This is a genomic window from Bacillus sp. MYb209, from assembly GCF_002975175.1.
Lineage (GTDB): Bacteria > Bacillota > Bacilli > Bacillales > Bacillaceae_G > Bacillus_A.
This window is the reverse complement of record NZ_PCNZ01000027.1, coordinates 1-19,452: the sequence shown is the minus strand read 5'-3', so window position 1 is coordinate 19,452 and position 19,452 is coordinate 1. Positions and strand designations below refer to the sequence as shown.

Genomic DNA, 19,452 nt, shown 5'->3' with positions numbered 1-19,452 from the left:
TCCATGCCCAACTTGTAGACATGGAGGCATATAGTCACAGAAAAAAGATTCCGCTTCGTATATTAACACCTAGGTAGGGAATTAAGTCGAATCGACTCCTACTGTCTACGGTACACTATTTAAATTCACAACATAAATGATTATATTAAAACTTCTTTATGAAGTCAACTTCCAATTTTTACGCAAGTGTAGAAACGTCTACGCGTACGCCAGGTCCCATTGTAGAAGCAACAGTTGCGTTCTTCATGTAAGTACCTTTTGCAGCAGCTGGCTTAGCTTTTTGTAGCGTGTCAGCAATTGTCTTGAAGTTTTCTACTAATTTAGCATCTTCGAAAGATACTTTACCAATTGGAACGTGGATGTTACCAGCTTTATCAACGCGGTATTCAACTTTACCAGCTTTGATTTCGTTAACAGCTTTAGTTACATCGAAAGTAACTGTTCCAGTTTTAGGGTTTGGCATTAAACCTTTAGGTCCTAATACACGACCAAGTTTACCAACTTCACCCATCATGTCAGGAGTTGCTACTACTACATCGAAACCGAACCAACCTTGTTGGATTTTACCGATGTAATCAGCATCGCCTACGAAGTCAGCGCCAGCAGCTTCAGCTTCTTTTGCTTTTTCGCCTTTAGCGAATACTAATACACGTTGTACTTTACCAGTACCGTGTGGAAGAACAACTGCACCACGAATTTGTTGGTCAGCTTTCTTAGGGTCAACACCTAAACGGAATGCAGCTTCTACAGTTGCATCAAATTTAGCTGTGTTTGTTTTCTTTACTAATTCTACTGCTTCTGTTGCAGAGTAAGCAGATGCACGATCAACAAGCTTTGCAGCTTCTACGTACTTTTTACCTCTTTTAGCCATTTTTGTTTCCTCCTTGAATGTGGTTTTAGCGGAATAACCTCCCACGTTTACGCCTTCATTTCGGGAACCCCCGAGGATGTGCGCCCATCCATTTATTTAAAAACGATAATCATTTACGATAATAAAGGTTGCGAATTGGAATTCCAGACCCGCAACCTTTTTAAAAAAAACAAATCGAATTAGTCTTCGATAACGATGCCCATACTGCGCGCAGTACCTTCAACCATACGCATTGCAGCTTCTACACTAGCAGCGTTTAGGTCAGGCATTTTAGTTTCAGCGATTTCGCGTACTTTATCACGCTTAACAGTTGCCACTTTATTACGGTTTGGTTCACCAGAACCAGACTCAATACCAGCTACTTTCTTAAGAAGAACAGCAGCAGGAGGAGTTTTAGTAATGAAAGTGAATGAACGGTCCTCAAATACCGTAATTTCAACAGGGATGATAAGACCAGCTTGATCAGCTGTACGAGCGTTAAACTCTTTACAGAAGCCCATGATGTTAACACCTGCTTGTCCTAATGCTGGACCAACCGGCGGAGCTGGATTAGCTTTACCTGCAGGAATCTGAAGTTTTACCATTTTAATTACCTTTTTAGCCACGAGACACACCTCCTTAAGTCCGTGATGTGGTCAATTGGGCAGTGATTTGCCCTCCCACTTCATATTTTATCATAATGATAAAATCTTTTTCAAAAAACGTCTCCGTTACCGAAGACGTACTGACTTAAAAGATATTATCACTTTTTACAATTCATTTCAAGTTTCATTTTATAATTTTTCAATTTGATGGAAATCAAGTTCAACCGGAGTCTCGCGACCAAACATGTCTACAAGCACGCTAACTTTTTTCTTTTCCACATCAATTTCTTCAATCGCACCTGTATAATCCGCGAATGGCCCTTCATTTACACGCACTGTTTCATGAAGTTCAAATTCGAAATCAACCACTTCATTGTCCATTCCCATATGCTTCATGATGGTAACAACTTCCTCTTCTAATAGAGGCGATGGTTTAGATCCTGAACCAGAAGAACCGACAAAACCTGTTACACCTGGCGTATTACGAACAACATACCAAGAGTCGTCAGTCATGATTAGTTCTACTAATACGTAACCTGGGAACACTTTTCTTTTCGTTATTTTTTCTTTACCATTTTTCATTTCTACTTCTACTTCTTCCGGGACAACAACACGGAAAATTTTATCTTGCATACCCATTGATTCTACACGTTTCTCTAGGTTTGCCTTTACTTTATTTTCATATCCAGAATAAGTATGGACAACATACCAACTTTTTTCCATTCATTTAGGACGAGCGTCCTTCCCTCCCTGACGTACATTTTTTTGCGCAAATGAAAAAACCCGTTCACCGGGCTTTTACACAGTTCTTATAAATAACATTATATCATGGATAAGTGCTTCTTATTCAAGAATTAACCAAGAATTAACCGAATTAAAGAAGAAATGCCCATATCAACTACTGCGAAGAAAATCGCAAAGAACACAACTGTCGCGATAACAGTCGTTGTTGAGCGGAGTAATTCATCTTTTTTAGGCCAACTTACTTTTTTCATTTCGCGACCTACATCGCCGAAAAAGTTCGTTAAACGCATCTACGGGACCTCCAGTGTATTATTTATTTTGTTTCTTTGTGAACTGTATGCTTATTGCATGTTTTACAAAACTTCTTTATCTCAAGTCGCTCTACTGAGCTCGTATCTTTCATCGTAGAGTAGTTTCGATTTTTACACTCTTCACATGAGAGTACAACTTTTTTCCTCATTAGTTACACCAACCTTGTAACATTATGTCCCTAAAAATGTATCATACAACAAAAGATAATGTCAATGTCATGACTTTCACTCTCTTCGCAAAAAGAAAACAGGTGAATTATTTTACACCTGCGGCACTTGCTATGAATTTAAAGTTGTACTCTCTCTCATCTCCATATATCTTTCTAATTTCCTTTTCACACGCTGCAATGCGTTATCAATGGATTTCACATGCCTGTTTAACTGTTCTGAAATTTCTTGATAGGAACGACCATCTAAGTATAAAGAGAGTACTTTTCTTTCTAAATCGCTTAATAATTCAGATATTTTTGATTCTATGTCTGTATATTCTTCCTTACTTATAATCATCTCTTCTGGATCAGTTACTTTCGCTTCCGAAATAACATCTAATAGTGTTCGATCAGATTCCTCATCGTAAATTGGCTTGTCTAAAGACACATACGAATTTAACGGAATATGCTTTTGCCTTGTTGCTGTTTTAATAGCGGTAATAATTTGTCGAGTGATACACAGCTCAGCAAATGCTTTGAACGAAGACAGCTTGTCCCCTTTATAATCACGAATGGCTTTAAACAATCCAATCATACCTTCTTGAACAATATCTTCTCGATCGGCACCCACTAAGAAATAAGATCTTGATTTCGCGCGAACAAAGTTCTTATATTTGTGAATTAAATATTCTAGAGCGTCAGTATTACCTTTTCGAACTAACTCAACGATTGCCTCATCCTCTAAATCACGAAATGTAACGTCGCCTATACTTACGAAGCCTGCTTCCACCTTGATCCCTCCGACCGCTATATATTTAGCAATATTATACAGTAAAAAGATAAAGAGCGTCAATGCTTCAACGCTCTCCTCTCCTTAATTTTTCTAATTTTTCTGTAATATCTTCGCTAAATATCTTTCGCATGGCGGGTTGCTTTTCTTTCGTATCTTTTGTACACCTTCTTACTTGTTGTTCCATCGCTTGCACTTCTAACTCTAATTCACGTGCAGATTTTCGAAGTGCACCTTGCGCAAATATAATCCATTGCTCCGTATAATCCGAAGTTGCAACGTATATTTGTGTATTTATATTTCTAAGCTCAATCGCAAGTTGTTCTATCTTTTCATCTGCAGTTTGATTCTTTCTCGTGAATATTACTTCCACCCGCGATTGTTTCATCTTTTTTTCAATACCATAGACTGTATAGGCATCAAAGACAATCATTACCTTTGTGCCTGTATAGCCTTGATAATCCGCCATCTTATCAATAAGCGCGTCTCTTGATGATTGTAAATCTACATCCCGCAGTTTCTTCAAGTCTCCCCAAGCTCCGATAATGTTGTAACCGTCAACGATTAAAATATCGTCCATTTTTTATTTACCAATTTCGTGACGTTTACGATATACCTCATACATTAACAAACTTGCGGCTACTGAAGCATTTAAGGATGTAACTTTACCGACCATCGGTAAAGTAATTAGGAAATCACACTTTTCACCAATAATACGACTCATACCTTTTCCTTCACTACCAATTACTAGACCGATTGGCATATTACCATCTAAATTACGGTAATCTGTTTTCCCTTTGGCATCTGTACCAGCAATCCAAAGTCCACGTTCTTTTAATTCATCAATTGTACGCGATAAATTTGTTACACGTGCAACAGGAATATATTCAATTGCCCCAGTCGACGCTTTCGCAACTGACGCTGTAAGTCCCACCGCTCTTCTTTTTGGAATAATAACCCCATGAGCCCCTGTTGCATCCGCAGTACGCATAATAGAACCTAAGTTATGCGGGTCTTCAATTTCATCTAAAATTAAGAAGAACGGGTCTTCATTACGTTTTTCTGCTAATTTAAACAAATCCTCTAACTCAGCATATTGATATGCAGCTACTTGAGCAATTACACCTTGATGATTTCCCTCAACCAATTGATCTAATTTCTTCTTTGGTGCGTGTTGCAAAATAACCTTATTCTCTTTTGCTAATGCTAGTACAATCTGCACTTGTCCTTTGGCAGCACCTTCCGCTACCAAAATTTTATTAATATCTCGCCCCGCTCTTAAAGCTTCAATTACAGGGTTACGTCCGATAATATATTCACTACTCATGATGATGTGCTCCCTTCCTTTTCTTCCAAAACGTCAATCGCCTTATATACAATCTCGTCCAATCTTTCACGATTATTCAACAAGTGATGATAACCGATTAGCGCTTCAAAGGCTGTACTGTGTCGATATGTTTGTACATCTGTATTTTTCGGAACAGTACCCGAATTCGCATTACGCCCTCTTCTTAATACCGCCTCTTCTTCTTCTGTCAAAAATGCCGTCTCTAATAAATGATAAACAACTTTCGCCTGTGCTTTTGCCGAAACAAAGCTCGTCCCTAAGCGATGTAATTGATTAGGGCGAACTTTCCCTTTTTGAAGGAGGTGATAGCGGATATATTGTTCATATACCGCATCACCCATATACGCTAACGCTAAGCTGTTCAATTGCTTTGCATCAATCATTCTTATCCTCTTTTCCATCTTGTACCTTGAGCGGTATCTTCTAAAATAATATTACGTCCTTTTAAATCATCGCGAATTTGATCAGATAATGCGAAGTCACGATTTTGACGAGCTTCAATACGCTTTTGGATTAGTACTTCAATTTCTTCATCAAGCAACTCTTCTTGTGCTAATTCTAATCCTAAAATACTAAATAATGTTTCAAGTTGTTTTACATACGCTTCAATTACAACTTTAGAAGTATGTTCTTCTAACAAATATTGATTTGCGTGATTTGCTACGTTATATAATTCAGTAATCGCATTGGCCGTATTGAAATCATCATCCATCGCTTCTTCGAATGCAACCTGGAACTTTTCCATTTCAGCTAACCATTTTTCATTATGGTCCGTTAAATCCGTACTACTTTCCATACGATGCTTTAAGTTACCGTAAGCTGTTTTAATTCTTTCTAGTCCATTATTAGTACTTTGCAATAAATCTTCGCTAAAGTTAATTGGGTGACGGTAATGTACCGATAGCATAAAGAACCTGATTAACTGTGGATCATATTGTTTAATGATATCATGAACTAAAATGAAGTTTCCAAGCGACTTAGACATCTTCTCGTTATTAATATTAATATATCCATTATGCATCCAATAACGTGCAAATGTTTTTCCTGTCAACGCCTCAGACTGCGCAATTTCATTTTCATGATGAGGAAATGCTAAATCTTGACCACCAGCATGAATATCAATTGTATCCCCTAAATATTTACGCGCCATTGCTGAGCATTCAATATGCCACCCTGGGCGTCCTTTCCCCCAAGGGCTTTCCCAGAAGATTTCCCCTTCTTTCGCAGCTTTCCATAAAGCAAAGTCAAGAGGGTCTTGTTTCTTTTCTCCTACTTCAATACGTGCACCGTGACGTAATTCTGCAATCGGTTGATGTGATAATTTACCGTAACCTTCGAATTCTTTCGTTTTAAAGTACACATCACCTTCTGATTCATATGCATACCCTTTATTCACAAGTTCTTGAATAAATTCAATAATGATATCCATATTTTCCGTTACACGTGGATGAACCGTTGCATGTTTGCAACCTAGTGCCGTTACATCTTCAAAGTAAGCTTCAACAAAACGATCTGCAATTATTGGTACATCTTCACCTAATTCGTTTGCCGCCTTAATTAATTTATCATCCACGTCAGTAAAGTTAGATACATACTGCACATCGTATCCTTTATATTCTAAGTAACGGCGTACTGTATCAAATACCATAGGTGGTCTTGCATTCCCAATGTGAATGTAGTTATACACTGTAGGTCCGCACACATACATCTTTACCTTATTTTCTTCTAATGGCATAAACTCTTCTTTTTGACGCGTTAACGTATTATAAATGTGAATAGTCATTTTTATCTTTCCTTTCTACCTTTACTTCGAGTTGCTTTCTCAATTTATCAAGTTCTGCTTCCATAACCTTTAATTTATCAAAAATCGGATCCGGAAGATCAGAATGATTTAATTCTTGACCAATCTTTACTCCATTTTGAATAACGACTCGGCCAGGTATACCTACAACTGTAGAATGCGCAGGAACTTCCTTTAACACGACAGATCCTGCTCCAATTTTAGAATTCTCTCCAATAGTAATAGAACCTAGTACTTTAGCACCTGTTGCAATTAATACATTATCCTGAATTGTAGGGTGCCTCTTTCCTTTTTCTTTACCTGTACCACCTAATGTGACACCTTGATAAATTGTTACGTTTTCGCCAATTTCACACGTTTCTCCAATTACAACCCCCATTCCATGATCAATGAAAAAACGACGACCAATAGTTGCTCCTGGATGAATCTCAATGCCAGTAAAAAAACGACTCACTTGTGAAACAAAGCGTGCAAGAAAGAAAAAATTCCTTTTATAAAAAGCATGTGCAATTCGATGGGCCCAAACTGCATGTAATCCAGAGTAAGTTAAAATGACTTCGAAATAACTTCGTGCCGCTGGATCCTGTTCAAAAACGACTTCAATATCTTCCCGAAGCCTCTTAAACATCGATATTCCCTCCCTTTATGGGCTGCCTTTTTCGAGTGAACTAACCCCCACTTCCCCCTAAATCTTTATACAAGGGGATAAAACTTATACTCACACCCATTTACATGGTATAAAAAAAAGACGTCTCTGTCATATAGACAGAGACGCCTTTTAAGCGCGGTTCCACTCTGTTTAGGCTAAAGAAGCCTCAAACTCATCCATGATAACGGTTTACACCGCTTCTGTTTACTTTGCGCCCTAAGACGTTCCGCGAAATACTTCGCTGTTCAACAGAAGACTCGAAGGGGCATTTCAAAAATCCGCTTATAAACCACTTCCAGCCTAAGGGTGGTTCTCTCTGTAAAAAGCCTGATTTTCTACTTCTCCTTCTCGTCGCTTTTCCTTATTAGATTTTAGGTATACTTATTATATTGCTAAACCTAGAAAATGTTAACCAATTACTTTTTGAATACGATTTAAAACTTTTTCTTTTCCAAGAAGAGCAATAGCGTTAGGAAGCTCTGGACCATGTGTTTGTCCAGTAGTAGCAACACGGATTGGCATAAATAGGTTTTTACCTTTATGTCCTGTTTCCTTTTGAACTGCTTTAATAGCCGCCTTAACTGCCGCTGGCTCCATTACTTCTAAAGCTTCTAATTGATCGGCAAATGTACGAAGTACTTCAGGTACTTGTTCACCTTTCAATACTTCTTGTCCCTCTTCTTCATGATCAACATGATCTTTAAAGAACATTTCAGAAAGCTCTACAATTTCAGCTCCAAAGCTCATTTGGTCATGATATAAAGCAATTACATCACGAACCCACGCTTGTTCTTGTTCGCTTAAGTTTTCACCTACGCGACCCGCTTTCACTAAATGCGGTAAGCTTAGTTCAACAACCGTATCTAAATCTTGTTTTTTCATATATTGGTTGTTCATCCATTTTAGTTTTTGAGAATCAAATAATGCAGGTGATTTTGATAAACGAGCTGCATCAAACATTTTGATAAACTCATCTTGAGAGAAGATTTCTTCTTCACCTACTGGTGACCAACCTAGTAATGCAATAAAGTTAAAGATTGCTTCTGGAAGATATCCAAGCTCTTTATATTGCTCAATAAATTGAATAATAGATTCGTCACGCTTACTTAGCTTTTTACGGCTTTCGTTTACAATTAAAGTCATATGACCGAATTGCGGGATATCCCAACCGAAAGCTTCATAAATCATCATTTGTTTTGGCGTGTTTGAAATATGATCATCACCACGAAGCACGTGTGTAATCTCCATCAAGTGATCATCTACCGCTACCGCAAAGTTATAAGTTGGAATTCCGTCTTTTTTCACGATAACGAAATCACCAAAATCATTTGAATGGAATGCAACTTCATCTTTTACGATATCTTTAAACGTGTAGTCGCTATCAGCCGGCACGCGGAAGCGAATACTTGGAATACGGCCTTCAGCCTCAAATCCTTTAATTTGCTCCTCAGTTAAATCACGGTGGTTTCCTGCATAACGCGGTGTTTCACCACGAGCGATTTGACCTTCACGCTCTGCCTCTAGCTCTTCTTCTGTCATATAACATTTGTAAGCTAAATCACGCTCTAATAAATCTTCATATAATTTTTTATAAATATCTAAACGCTCTGTTTGACGATATGGTCCAAATTCACCACCAACATCAACACCTTCATCCCAGTCCATACCGAGCCATTTCAAGTATTTTAATTGGCTTTCTTCTCCACCAGCAACATTACGTTTCACATCAGTATCTTCAATACGAATAATAAACTTACCATCTTGATGACGAGCAAATAAATAATTAAATAATGCCGTACGCGCATTTCCGATATGTAAGTGTCCTGTTGGACTTGGCGCATAGCGCACTCTCACTTGCTTTTCCATAATTGGTACACCTTCCAATCTTAATGTCAACACATTCTACAATTGTACACCAAAAAAACGTGATTATCCATCTTACGAATTAAAAACCACTATTTTTTCTGTAATAAAACAACCGCTTGAGAAGCGATCCCTTCTTCTCTACCTGTAAATCCTAATTTTTCTGTTGTTGTTGCCTTTACATTAATATTATCAATAGACGTTTCTAATAGTTCACTAATGCGTTTACGCATGCTTTCAATATGCGGTGCCATTTTTGGCTTTTGGGCAATAATTGTACAATCTAGGTTCCCTAGCTCATAACCTTGTTTACGCACAAATTCCCAAACCTTTTGTAACAATACAGCTGAATCTGCATCTTTAAAGGCAGGATCTGTATCAGGAAAATGTTTTCCAATATCTCCTGCTGCAATTGCTCCTAGACATGCGTCAGCAATCGTATGTAACAATACATCTGCATCCGAGTGACCGATTAATCCTTTTTCATGAGGAATTGTAATTCCGCCGATAATTAACGGTCTACCTTCCGCAAATTCATGTACATCAAAACCTTGTCCAATTCGAAACATTCTTTACATCCTCCTCAATCTAAACTACTTTATGAATTCTATATTATATTGCTATCTCTATAAAGAAAAGCTCGGCAACTGCCGAGCTTTTCTTTACTATAATACCATCACTTCTATTTCTTCTGAACATGAAGAAAACTTTCAGCAATTAGTAAATCCTCTGGAGTCGTCACTTTAATATTATAGTAACTCCCCTCTACTACGCCTACTTGCTTCCCTACACGTTCTACGAGACTTGCATCATCTGTGCCAAGAAAACAACTTTGCTTTGCACTTCTATGAGCTTCTAATAAAAGAGGAACAGAAAATCCTTGCGGTGTTTGAACCGCTTTAAGCTGAGAACGTTCTACCGTTTCAACAACAACACCCTGTTCTACTTTCTTAATGGTATCCTTCACTGGCACCGCACAAATGGAAGCACCATATTTCTCTGCTACAGTTAATACATCTTGCATCATCTTATTCGTTACGAACGGGCGCGCACCATCGTGTACGAGAACATACTCCACTCCGCTCACATACTGAAGCGCATTATACACACTATCTTGTCTTTCAGCCCCGCCTTGAATAAATTGCACCTGCTTTTCAACCGGGTACTTCTGCATTAACTCCTCAAAATAAGGGCGTTCCTCTTCGTTAATTGCCATGATAATACGTTTACATGCTTTATCTTTTTCAAAAGCACGTAATGTATGCACAATGATAGGTACTCCATTTATAAGTAAGAACAACTTGTTTTTGCCAGCACCCATCCGTTTCCCTTGACCCGCTGCCGGAATAATTAACGTATACATATTAATAATCCTCTACTTATAATGCTTTTTCTAATAATTTACGTTTTGCGAAAATCATACGACCAGCCGATGTTTGCAGCACACTTGTAACTAGTACATTAAGTTGCGAACCGACATATTCTCTACCGTCTTCTACTACAATCATCGTGCCATCATCTAAATATGCCACACCCTGATTTTGTTCTTTACCATCTTTCACAACATAAACACTTAATTCTTCGCCAGGGAGTACGACTGGTTTAATTGCATTTGCTAAATCGTTAATGTTTAATACTGTTACTCCTTGTAATTCAGAAACTTTGTTTAAGTTGAAATCATTTGTTACAACAGTTCCACCAGTGTTTTTCGCTAACTTTACAAGCTTGCTATCCACCTCTTGGATATCCTCGAAATCGCCTTCATAAATTTCTACCGGAATTGGCATCTCTTTTTGAATACGATTTAAAATGTCTAATCCTCTGCGACCACGATTACGCTTTAAAGCATCAGAAGAATCGGCAATATGCTGAAGCTCTTCTAATACGAATTGTGGAATCACAATTGTTCCTTCTAAAAACTTCGTTTGGCAAATATCCGCAATACGTCCATCAATAATTACACTTGTATCAAGAATTTTCCAATGAGTTGTAGATTTTTCTACCTCTTCGTTCTCGCTATTGTTTTTCTTCTTACCTCCGCGCTGGGGTAATGTAAATAATCCTAGCAATTCATTTCTCTTTTTAAATCCTACTTGGAATCCTAAATAACCAAGTAAAAGAGTAAAGAACACTTGTAATACTGTACTAATGACTGGAATCGTGAATTCACGAATTGGTATCAAAATTAAATATGCAACAATAAGACCAGAGATCAACCCTAATGTACCAAATAAAACATCCGCTACCGGTGCCTTTACAAGGGCTTCTTCGATATGTTTAATAAGTTGAACAATATAATCCACAAGCCAAAATGTTGTTAAAAATAAAATAATTGCACCAATAATTGCACGAACGTACGATCCCTCCAGCAAAGGAACAGCACCAACGTCCAATACATTAATAACTTTTGGGATTAGAAAAATCCCTAACGCTCCCCCGATCACTAAAAAGAAGAGCTGTACGATTCTTTTTAACATCCAACCACCTCCTACTCATTATTAACCATTGTTTTGCTAATCAAAACGCCGAATGCAAAAGCGGACGTGTTTTTTTGTAAATAGTTTTATTTACCAATATACCATATCATATAACAAAAATGTTCTAGTGTCGTTATATTATGGAATCAATGTAATATTCTTAATTGTGTCTACTCATATAGAGATGCTCTTGAATTCTTTTTAGGCCCTCTCGTATTTTCTTCGCCCTAACTTCCCCAATTCCTTCCACATCATCCAATTCATTAATAGTTGCACGACAAACACCTTGTAGTGTTTTAAATCGATTAATTAAATTTTCAATGATAAGTGGTGGAACACGAGAAATTTTGCTTGCGATTCGGTATCCCCTCGGTGTCACGCTTTCTTCTAAGCTCGTTTGCCCTGGATAGCCAAGCAATTTAACTAAATCGCTATCCTCTAAAAGCTGTGTATTTGCAAGATCTTGTAACTTTTTCAAAATTTGATGGTGATCCTGCGTTTTTTCTTGATAATAATCCTTAATTAATAACGCTGCCTCTGCTTCTAAGTCGGCTAGTAATTCTGTAAGTTGTAAACGAATTAACCTCCCTTCCGTTCCTAACTCATGAATGTAGCTCAATATTTCATTTTTAATACGCAGTACCATTTCAACACTATGTAAAACGTGAACTACCTCGGACATTGTAACGACCTCTTCAAATTCTAGAATGCCCAAATTCGTAATCCCATCATTCCATACAGCTTTATATTTTTCTAACGTTTGAATGGCTTGGTTTGCCTTTGTTAAAATTACACCTATATCTTTTAGTGTATAACGTAAGTTCCCTTGATATAGTGTGATTACGTTACGTCTTTGTGAAATAGCCACAACAAGGCTAGCCGTCTGCTTTGCTACACGCTCTGCCGTTCGGTGACGCATACCTGTTTCAATAGAATCAATGGATGGATCTGGAACTAATTGTGCATTTGCAATTAAAATTTTGCTCCCAGTTTCATTTAAAATAAGTGCCCCATCCATTTTTGCTAATTCATATAAACTAGCCGGTGAGAATGCACAATTAATGTGAAATCCTCCATCAACAATACTTTTAATCTGCTCATTATACCCAAGAACAATTAGCCCTCCAGTTTGCGCACGAAGTACGTTATCTATCCCTTCGCGTAGTGGTGTTCCTGGGGCAACGAGCTGTAGAATGTTAATCATACTTTTGACACGTTGCTTGTTTTCCTCCATAGCCTAGCCTCCTAATGTCAAACGAAGCGCTTCTCCTAAATTAGAAACACCTACCACCTCAATCCCATCTGGAATTGTCCATCCCCCCAAATTTTTTCTAGGAATAATAGCACGTTGAAATCCTAATTTCGCTGCTTCTTGTACACGTTGTTCAATTCTTGATACTCTTCTTATTTCTCCAGTTAGGCCTACTTCTCCTATTACCGCATCGGTTGGTGCAGTAGCTTTATCTCTGAAACTTGAAGCAATACTTAAGGCGACAGCTAAATCGATTGCTGGCTCATCTAATTTCAAGCCACCCGCAACTTTTAAATATGCGTCTTGATTTTGCAACAATAAACCTGTTCTTTTTTCTAGCACTGCCATAATAAGTGAAACGCGGTTATGATCAATTCCCGTCGCCATTCTTCGAGGATTTCCAAAACTAGTAGGGGAGATTAATGCTTGTATTTCTACTAAAACCGGTCTTGTTCCTTCCATTGAAGCAACCACTGTGGATCCTGCAACTCCAACTGGACGTTCCTCAAGGAAAATTTCAGAAGGATTTAGTACTTCTGCAAGACCTAGTTCCTTCATTTCAAAGATACCCATTTCATTTGTGGAACCAAAACGGTTCTTCACAGCTCGCAAAATACGATATGTATGGTGACGATCTCCTTCAAAGTAAAGAACTGCATCAACCATATGTTCTAGCATACGTGGTCCTGCAATTGCCCCTTCTTTTGTCACATGTCCCACGATAAAAATGGGAATCCCTTTCGTCTTTGCAAGTTTCATTAATTCCGCTGTACATTCACGTACTTGCGATACACTTCCTGGGGCTGACGTCACTTCAGGTAAATGTATCGTCTGAATGGAGTCAATAACAACAAAAGCTGGATTCATCTCTTCAATGTGCGCTGCAATTCGCTGTAAATCAGTCTCTGCTACAACAAATAGATTACTACCCTTTACATCCAAACGATCTGCACGAAGTTTAATCTGCTTTGCTGACTCCTCACCTGATATGTATAGTACATCATATGAAGAATCTGCTAATTGCGATGAAATTTGTAATAACAATGTTGATTTCCCAATCCCGGGGTCTCCACCAATAAGTACTAAAGATCCATCTACAATCCCGCCACCAAGTACACGGTTAAACTCTTGAAATTTCGTTTCAATACGCGCCTCAGACTTTGTTTCTACCTCTGTTAAGCGTCTTGGTTTTGTTACTTCTGATTGAATTGCATTGGCATAATTAAGGCGTCTTGATGATACAACTGGTTCCATCTCTTCAACAAGCGTATTCCATTGACCACATCCAGGACATTTCCCCATATATTTTGGCGACTGATAACCACATTCTTGACATGTAAATTTTGTTTTCTTTTTAGCCATATCTTTTATAGTTCACTTCACTTTCATCTACAAACGTTTATCCTTCTCGTACAAGAAAGAGGGCTATCGCGTAGCCCTCTTTGTTTGTCTATACTTATTTTACCTTTTCCGCACTATGAATGACAAATGATTCTCCTTCTACATCAAAGATAACTTTTTGCCCTTTCTCAATAGCACCTTTTAACAGTTCTTCTGATAGTCTATCTTCTACATGTTTTTGAATTGCTCTACGAAGCGGACGAGCACCGTACTCTCGATCAAATCCTTTATCAGCAATTGCTGAAATTGCTCCTTCTGTTAAGTGCAATTCAATCTCTTGTTCTTTTAAGCGATTCACTAACTGATTCACCATAAGAGTTACAATTTCTTGAATATGTTTTTTCTCAAGCATATGGAACACGATAATTTCATCAATACGGTTTAAGAATTCTGGACGAAATGCTTTTTTCAATTCATCCATTACTTTACCTTTCATATCTGAATAATCGCGGCTCTCATCTTGTACGTTAAATCCAAGATGTTTATTACGTTTTAATGCGTCTGCACCAACATTAGACGTCATAATAACAATTGTATTACGGAAATCAACTGTACGTCCTTTAGAATCTGTTAAACGGCCATCTTCTAATACTTGTAGTAAAATATTAAACACATCAGGATGAGCTTTCTCTACTTCATCTAATAAGACAACTGAATATGGCTTACGACGAACTTTCTCTGTTAATTGTCCACCTTCTTCATATCCAACATATCCTGGAGGAGATCCAACTAAACGAGAAGTAGAATGCTTCTCCATGTACTCAGACATATCGATGCGGATCATTGCATCCTCATCACCGAACATAGATTCCGCTAATGCCCTCGCTAGTTCTGTTTTACCTACACCAGTCGGTCCTAGGAAAATAAATGAGCCAATTGGACGTTTCGGATCTTTTAATCCCGCTCTCGCACGACGAACAGCTTTTGCCACAGCTACAACTGCTTCATCCTGCCCAATTAAACGATCATGTAAAATTGATTCCAAGTTTAATAATTTATCTGTCTCTGTTTGTGCAAGTTTAGAAACTGGAATACGTGTCCATGTGGAAACGACATTTGCAATATCTTCTACTGTTACTTCTGAGTTTTCTTGTCCTTGTTTCTCTTTCCACTGACGCTTTGTATCTTCTAACTTTTCACGTAAACGTTGTTCCATATCACGTAAGGAAGCAGCCTTTTCAAATTCTTGGCTTTGTACAGCTGCATCTTTTTCTTTTCTAATTTCCTCAAGCTTCACTTCAAGCTCTTTTAAGTTTGGCGGTGTTGTATAAGAACGTAAGCGCACTTTTGATGCAGCCTCATCAATTAAATCGATTGCTTTATCAGGTAAAAAACGGTCTGTAATGTAACGATCTGAAAGTTTTACAGCCGCATCGATTGCATCATCTGTAATAGATACACGGTGATGCGCCTCATAACGGTCACGTAGACCTTTTAAAATTTGAACTGATTCTTCTAAGTTTGGTTCATCAACATGAATTGGCTGGAAACGTCTTTCTAATGCCGCATCCTTTTCAATATATTTACGATATTCGTCTAAAGTTGTTGCACCAATACATTGTAATTCACCACGTGCTAAAGATGGTTTTAAAATATTCGATGCATCAATTGCACCTTCCGCTCCTCCTGCACCAATTAACGTATGAAGCTCATCAATAAATAGAATGATATTACCAGCTTGGCGAATCTCATCCATCACTTTCTTTAAACGATCCTCAAATTCACCACGATATTTTGTTCCAGCAACAACTGTACCCATATCTAATGTCATAACACGCTTATCTCTTAAAGTTTCAGGAACTTCATTATTTACAATTTGCTGTGCTAATCCTTCCGCAATTGCTGTCTTACCTACACCAGGTTCTCCAATTAATACTGGATTGTTTTTTGTTCTACGGCTTAACACTTCAATTACACGTTGAATTTCTTTACTACGTCCAATAACAGGATCTAAACGATTTTCACGTGCAACAACTGTTAAATCACGTGCTAGGCTGTCAAGTGTAGGTGTATTCGCATTTGTTGATGAACCACCTTGGTGACCTGAACTAGCTTCATTACTTCCAAGGAGTTGTAACACTTGTTGTCTTGCTTTATTTAGACTTACACCTAAATTATTTAAAACACGTGCTGCTACACCTTCACCTTCACGGATTAAACCAAGTAAAATATGTTCTGTTCCAACGTAGGAATGGCCCAATTTACGAGCTTCGTCCATAGACAACTCAATAACTTTTTTAGCACGAGGTGTGTAGTGTACTGTTTGAGAAGCTTCGGTTCCACGTCCAATTAGTGCTTCTACCTCTTTTTGAACTTTCTCTGGACTTAATCCAAGAGCAACTAACGCTTTTGCTGCAATCCCTTCACCTTCGCGTACAAGCCCAAGTAAAATATGTTCTGTTCCAATATTATTATGCCCAATGCGAATTGCTTCCTCTTGAGATAAAGCTAATACTTTCTGTGCTCGTTCTGTAAATCTTCCAAACATCATAGAAATCGCCTCCTACTTGCGCTTAATTTTGTTCAATTCGTAATCGCTCACGGATTAAGGTTGCTCTTCGATAATCTCTTTCTTCTGGTCCTAGAGGTCCTCCTGCATATTGTTGCAAAATGCCTGGCTGAGTAAGAACCATTAACTCAGTTAATATATTTCTCGATATACCTTGTATATATCCTAAGTCAATACCAAGTCGTAGATCTGATAAGCAAGTGGCTGCCTCCGCAGATTGAATTAAACGACTGTTAGCTAGTATTCCGTAAGAACGATATACTTTATCTTCAAGCTCAATACTTGAATTTTGTACAATTAATTCTCTAGCCATTTTTTCTTGTTGCATAATTTGTTGAATAACACTCTTTAAATCTGCAATAATATCTTCTTCTGATTTCCCTAGTGTCATTTGATTTGACACTTGAAATATATTACCTAACGCTTCGCTACCTTCACCGTATATTCCTCTTACTACTAACCCTAATTTTTGAATTACTTGTATAATACGGTTAATTCTTTTCGTTAAAACCAGTCCCGGCAAATGAATCATTACCGAAGCCCTTAATCCTGTACCGACGTTAGTGGGACAACTCGTAATATATCCAAGCGATTCATCAAAAGCATATTCAACCTGTTCCTCAATCCAATTATCTATTTGATTGGCACTTTGAAGCGCCTCTGATAACTGCAAACCTGAAAATAGGCACTGAATCCTAACATGATCCTCTTCATTAAGCATGATATTAATATGTTCACTTTCTGATAGTAGGCATGCTCCGTATTCTGTTCCTGCAAGATTCGGACTAATTAAATGCTTCTCAACTAAAACTCTCCTTTGAAGAGGAGTTAATTCATTCATTTTTAACAGTTCAAACTCTCCAAAAGGTTCTATCGGTTTATTTACAAACTTCTTCTTAAATAATTCATGAATCTGTTTAGCTTCTTCCTCGTTTTGCATAGTAGAGAATTGATATTTTTTTAAATTACGAGCCAAACGAATTCGACTACTTAAAACAATATCAGAATCAGGGCCATCCCCCTTCATCCATGGACTAATCGCTTCATTCATAATTCGGTCCAGTGACATAGAACTATTCCCCCTCTCTATGCTCACTACGCAGATTTTCAAGGGCTCGAATTTTATCTCGTGCTTTAGCTGCTTTCTCAAATTCCTCTTTCTGTACATATTGCTTCAGATTGAGTTTTAGTTCATCTAATTCTTTCTTTAAGTGGATATTTCCTTCTATTCGTTCCGGAATCTTTCCACAATGATCTGTATGTCCACCGTGGAGACGTTTTAATAACGGTTTTAAATGCTCCTTAAATGTATCGTAACAAGAAGCACATCCAAAGCGTCCCACTTTTGTAAATTGTTCATATGTCATCTTGCAATTCGGACACCTTGATATATTTGTATTTAAAAATGCATCTTGCCCTTCTTCAAACATTGCTGGTTCACCATGTAATAATCCGGCTAATAGGTCATGGAATGAAAAATTAGACTGTGATGATTGAAAGAAAGACGTATAGCCACTTTGTTCTGCACATTGCTCGCAAAGATGAACTTCCGCCTTTTTTTCGTTGATTACTTTTGTATAATGTAAAGTTGCTGGTCTCATATTACAGTTTTGACAAGTCATCGCTATCCCCACCTTTACAACAGGAACGATCTATCTCATGCTACTTTTCATACATTACTAGATTGTTCGCTTTCCTTAATCCATTTCATAAAAGCACATGTCATCTTTCAAAATCCCTACAATAATAAACTGCACTACCTTAGTTATCATTCTTTACAAAAGTTATATTTATTTATATTTCAGTGTTCTTAACATTGCGCATAATATTCGAGCCCTAAGTTCATCTCGAGAAGGAACATCCATTACCAATACAGAACGATCTAGTACGCTTAACATAAGTTTAGCTTCACGATTTGTTATAATACCCTCTTCTATTAAACGTATAATCATACTTTCTGCATTTCCTTGTGCAACGCTATGATCAATCATATGAAGCATTTGATCAATAATGTCTATATCATCATGCAGTTTGACTTTTATAATGCGAATGTAACCTCCTCCACCTCGTTTACTTTCTACTACAAATCCTCTTTCTAGTGTAAAACGGGTATTGATTACATAGTTGATTTGAGACGGCACACAATCGAATCGATCCGCCACCTCATTCCTCTTGATTTCAATCACATTATTATTGCTTAAGTCAATAACTTGCTTTAGATATTTCTCAATGATATCAGATATATTTCTCATTTATCCGCCACCTTTATTGACTTTGACTATCTTTGACTTTAATTATATACGTATTAAAAAAATTTGCAACTCTTTTGCTTATTCACTATCCTAGCCACATTTTCCAATGTTTAATCATGCGAACTATTCTTTAAGCAGGGATTTTTAAATTAACATAAATTCTAAAAGAAAACACGAAAAAACACGAATCATTTGATTCGTGTTTTAGTTGCCTGGCAACGTCCTACTCTCACAGGGACAAGGTCCCAACTACCATCGGCGCTAGAGAGCTTAACTTCCGTGTTCGGTATGGGAACGGGTGTGACCTCTCTGCCATCATTACCAGACTATATTCATTTAAGACAAGAATTATTGTAACTCATTCACTTTTAAAGGTCAATAAGTTTTTTATATTCTTTCAAAACTAGATAACATTTGCTTCATATTATATGGTTAAGTCCTCGATCTATTA

Annotated in this window: 21 protein-coding genes, 1 rRNA gene and 2 other annotated features (1 of these 24 only partly in view); all 22 genes read right to left on the bottom strand. The window is 37.6% G+C overall.

Translation table 11 applies throughout. The annotated features are described in order from the left end of the window. Positions 1 to 129 (bottom strand) — a sequence feature (ribosomal protein L10 leader region) (it extends 17 nt beyond the left edge of the window). Positions 130 to 178: 49 nt separating this feature from the next. The 22 genes from rplA to rrf all read right to left on the bottom strand — a co-directional run bounded on the left by rplA (position 179) and on the right by rrf (position 19,327). After that, positions 179 to 871 (bottom strand): 50S ribosomal protein L1, encoded by a 693-nt coding sequence (gene rplA, locus CQZ94_RS25110; protein ID WP_105587627.1) that lies wholly within the window; start codon positions 869 to 871, stop codon positions 179 to 181. A 179-nt stretch (positions 872 to 1,050) separates the two neighbouring features. After that, a complete protein-coding gene (gene rplK, locus CQZ94_RS25105) occupies positions 1,051 to 1,476 on the bottom strand; it encodes a 50S ribosomal protein L11 (protein ID WP_001085872.1) in 426 nt (141 codons plus the stop codon). Positions 1,477 to 1,644: 168 nt separating this feature from the next. Continuing rightward, complete coding sequence (gene nusG / locus CQZ94_RS25100) at positions 1,645 to 2,178, bottom strand: transcription termination/antitermination protein NusG (protein WP_002009795.1); 534 nt, start codon at positions 2,176 to 2,178, stop codon at positions 1,645 to 1,647. Between the two features lie 131 nt (positions 2,179 to 2,309). Further along, complete coding sequence (gene secE, locus CQZ94_RS25095; RefSeq protein ID WP_002009797.1) at positions 2,310 to 2,489, bottom strand: preprotein translocase subunit SecE; 180 nt, start codon at positions 2,487 to 2,489, stop codon at positions 2,310 to 2,312. Positions 2,490 to 2,512: 23 nt separating this feature from the next. After that, a complete protein-coding gene (gene rpmG, locus CQZ94_RS25090; protein WP_012260172.1) occupies positions 2,513 to 2,659 on the bottom strand; it encodes a 50S ribosomal protein L33 in 147 nt (48 codons plus the stop codon). A gap of 130 nt (positions 2,660 to 2,789) precedes the next feature. After that, entirely contained in the window at positions 2,790 to 3,449 is a 660-nt protein-coding gene (locus CQZ94_RS25085; RefSeq protein WP_105587626.1) for an RNA polymerase factor sigma-70, read from the bottom strand. 67 nt (positions 3,450 to 3,516) lie between these two features. Beyond that, complete coding sequence (locus CQZ94_RS25080) at positions 3,517 to 4,029, bottom strand: NYN domain-containing protein (protein ID WP_105587624.1); 513 nt, start codon at positions 4,027 to 4,029, stop codon at positions 3,517 to 3,519. A gap of 3 nt (positions 4,030 to 4,032) precedes the next feature. Then, complete coding sequence (gene rlmB / locus CQZ94_RS25075) at positions 4,033 to 4,776, bottom strand: 23S rRNA (guanosine(2251)-2'-O)-methyltransferase RlmB (protein ID WP_002091503.1); 744 nt, start codon at positions 4,774 to 4,776, stop codon at positions 4,033 to 4,035. After that, the gene (locus tag CQZ94_RS25070) at positions 4,773 to 5,180 is read right to left on the bottom strand and encodes a Mini-ribonuclease 3 (protein WP_002063411.1); all 408 of its coding nucleotides are present in this window, start codon (positions 5,178 to 5,180) and stop codon (positions 4,773 to 4,775) included. Before CQZ94_RS25070 ends, rlmB begins: the two co-directional genes overlap by 4 nt. A gap of 2 nt (positions 5,181 to 5,182) precedes the next feature. Next, positions 5,183 to 6,580, bottom strand: a complete 1,398-nt coding sequence (gene cysS, locus CQZ94_RS25065) for a cysteine--tRNA ligase (RefSeq protein ID WP_105587622.1) — start codon at positions 6,578 to 6,580, stop codon at positions 5,183 to 5,185. Further along, complete coding sequence (gene cysE / locus CQZ94_RS25060; protein ID WP_105587621.1) at positions 6,561 to 7,226, bottom strand: serine O-acetyltransferase; 666 nt, start codon at positions 7,224 to 7,226, stop codon at positions 6,561 to 6,563. Before cysE ends, cysS begins: the two co-directional genes overlap by 20 nt. A gap of 136 nt (positions 7,227 to 7,362) precedes the next feature. Next, positions 7,363 to 7,608 (bottom strand) — a binding site (T-box leader). A 47-nt stretch (positions 7,609 to 7,655) separates the two neighbouring features. Beyond that, the gene (gene gltX / locus CQZ94_RS25055) at positions 7,656 to 9,113 is read right to left on the bottom strand and encodes a glutamate--tRNA ligase (protein ID WP_105587619.1); all 1,458 of its coding nucleotides are present in this window, start codon (positions 9,111 to 9,113) and stop codon (positions 7,656 to 7,658) included. Between the two features lie 89 nt (positions 9,114 to 9,202). Then, a complete protein-coding gene (gene ispF / locus CQZ94_RS25050; protein WP_098123469.1) occupies positions 9,203 to 9,679 on the bottom strand; it encodes a 2-C-methyl-D-erythritol 2,4-cyclodiphosphate synthase in 477 nt (158 codons plus the stop codon). Positions 9,680 to 9,792: 113 nt separating this feature from the next. After that, the gene (ispD, locus tag CQZ94_RS25045) at positions 9,793 to 10,473 is read right to left on the bottom strand and encodes a 2-C-methyl-D-erythritol 4-phosphate cytidylyltransferase (RefSeq protein ID WP_002204581.1); all 681 of its coding nucleotides are present in this window, start codon (positions 10,471 to 10,473) and stop codon (positions 9,793 to 9,795) included. 16 nt (positions 10,474 to 10,489) lie between these two features. Continuing rightward, positions 10,490 to 11,587, bottom strand: coding sequence for a PIN/TRAM domain-containing protein (locus tag CQZ94_RS25040; protein WP_105587617.1), 1,098 nt, complete (start codon positions 11,585 to 11,587; stop codon positions 10,490 to 10,492). A gap of 160 nt (positions 11,588 to 11,747) precedes the next feature. Next, a complete protein-coding gene (gene disA, locus CQZ94_RS25035) occupies positions 11,748 to 12,821 on the bottom strand; it encodes a DNA integrity scanning diadenylate cyclase DisA (protein ID WP_070140523.1) in 1,074 nt (357 codons plus the stop codon). 3 nt (positions 12,822 to 12,824) lie between these two features. After that, complete coding sequence (radA, locus tag CQZ94_RS25030) at positions 12,825 to 14,201, bottom strand: DNA repair protein RadA (protein ID WP_105587616.1); 1,377 nt, start codon at positions 14,199 to 14,201, stop codon at positions 12,825 to 12,827. Positions 14,202 to 14,295: 94 nt separating this feature from the next. Next, on the bottom strand, positions 14,296 to 16,731 hold the full coding sequence (clpC, locus tag CQZ94_RS25025) for an ATP-dependent protease ATP-binding subunit ClpC (protein ID WP_105587614.1): 2,436 nt from the start codon (positions 16,729 to 16,731) through the stop codon (positions 14,296 to 14,298). Between the two features lie 22 nt (positions 16,732 to 16,753). Next, entirely contained in the window at positions 16,754 to 17,818 is a 1,065-nt protein-coding gene (gene mcsB, locus CQZ94_RS25020) for a protein-arginine kinase McsB (protein ID WP_105587613.1), read from the bottom strand. Positions 17,819 to 17,822: 4 nt separating this feature from the next. Then, entirely contained in the window at positions 17,823 to 18,371 is a 549-nt protein-coding gene (mcsA, locus tag CQZ94_RS25015; protein WP_105587611.1) for a protein-arginine kinase activator protein McsA, read from the bottom strand. A 168-nt stretch (positions 18,372 to 18,539) separates the two neighbouring features. After that, positions 18,540 to 19,001 carry a transcriptional regulator CtsR gene (gene ctsR, locus CQZ94_RS25010; RefSeq protein ID WP_105587609.1) on the bottom strand — a complete coding sequence of 154 codons (462 nt, stop codon included), beginning with the start codon at positions 18,999 to 19,001 and terminating at the stop codon, positions 18,540 to 18,542. A gap of 210 nt (positions 19,002 to 19,211) precedes the next feature. Then, positions 19,212 to 19,327 (bottom strand): 5S ribosomal RNA (gene rrf, locus CQZ94_RS25005). Positions 19,328 to 19,452 lie beyond the last annotated feature (125 nt).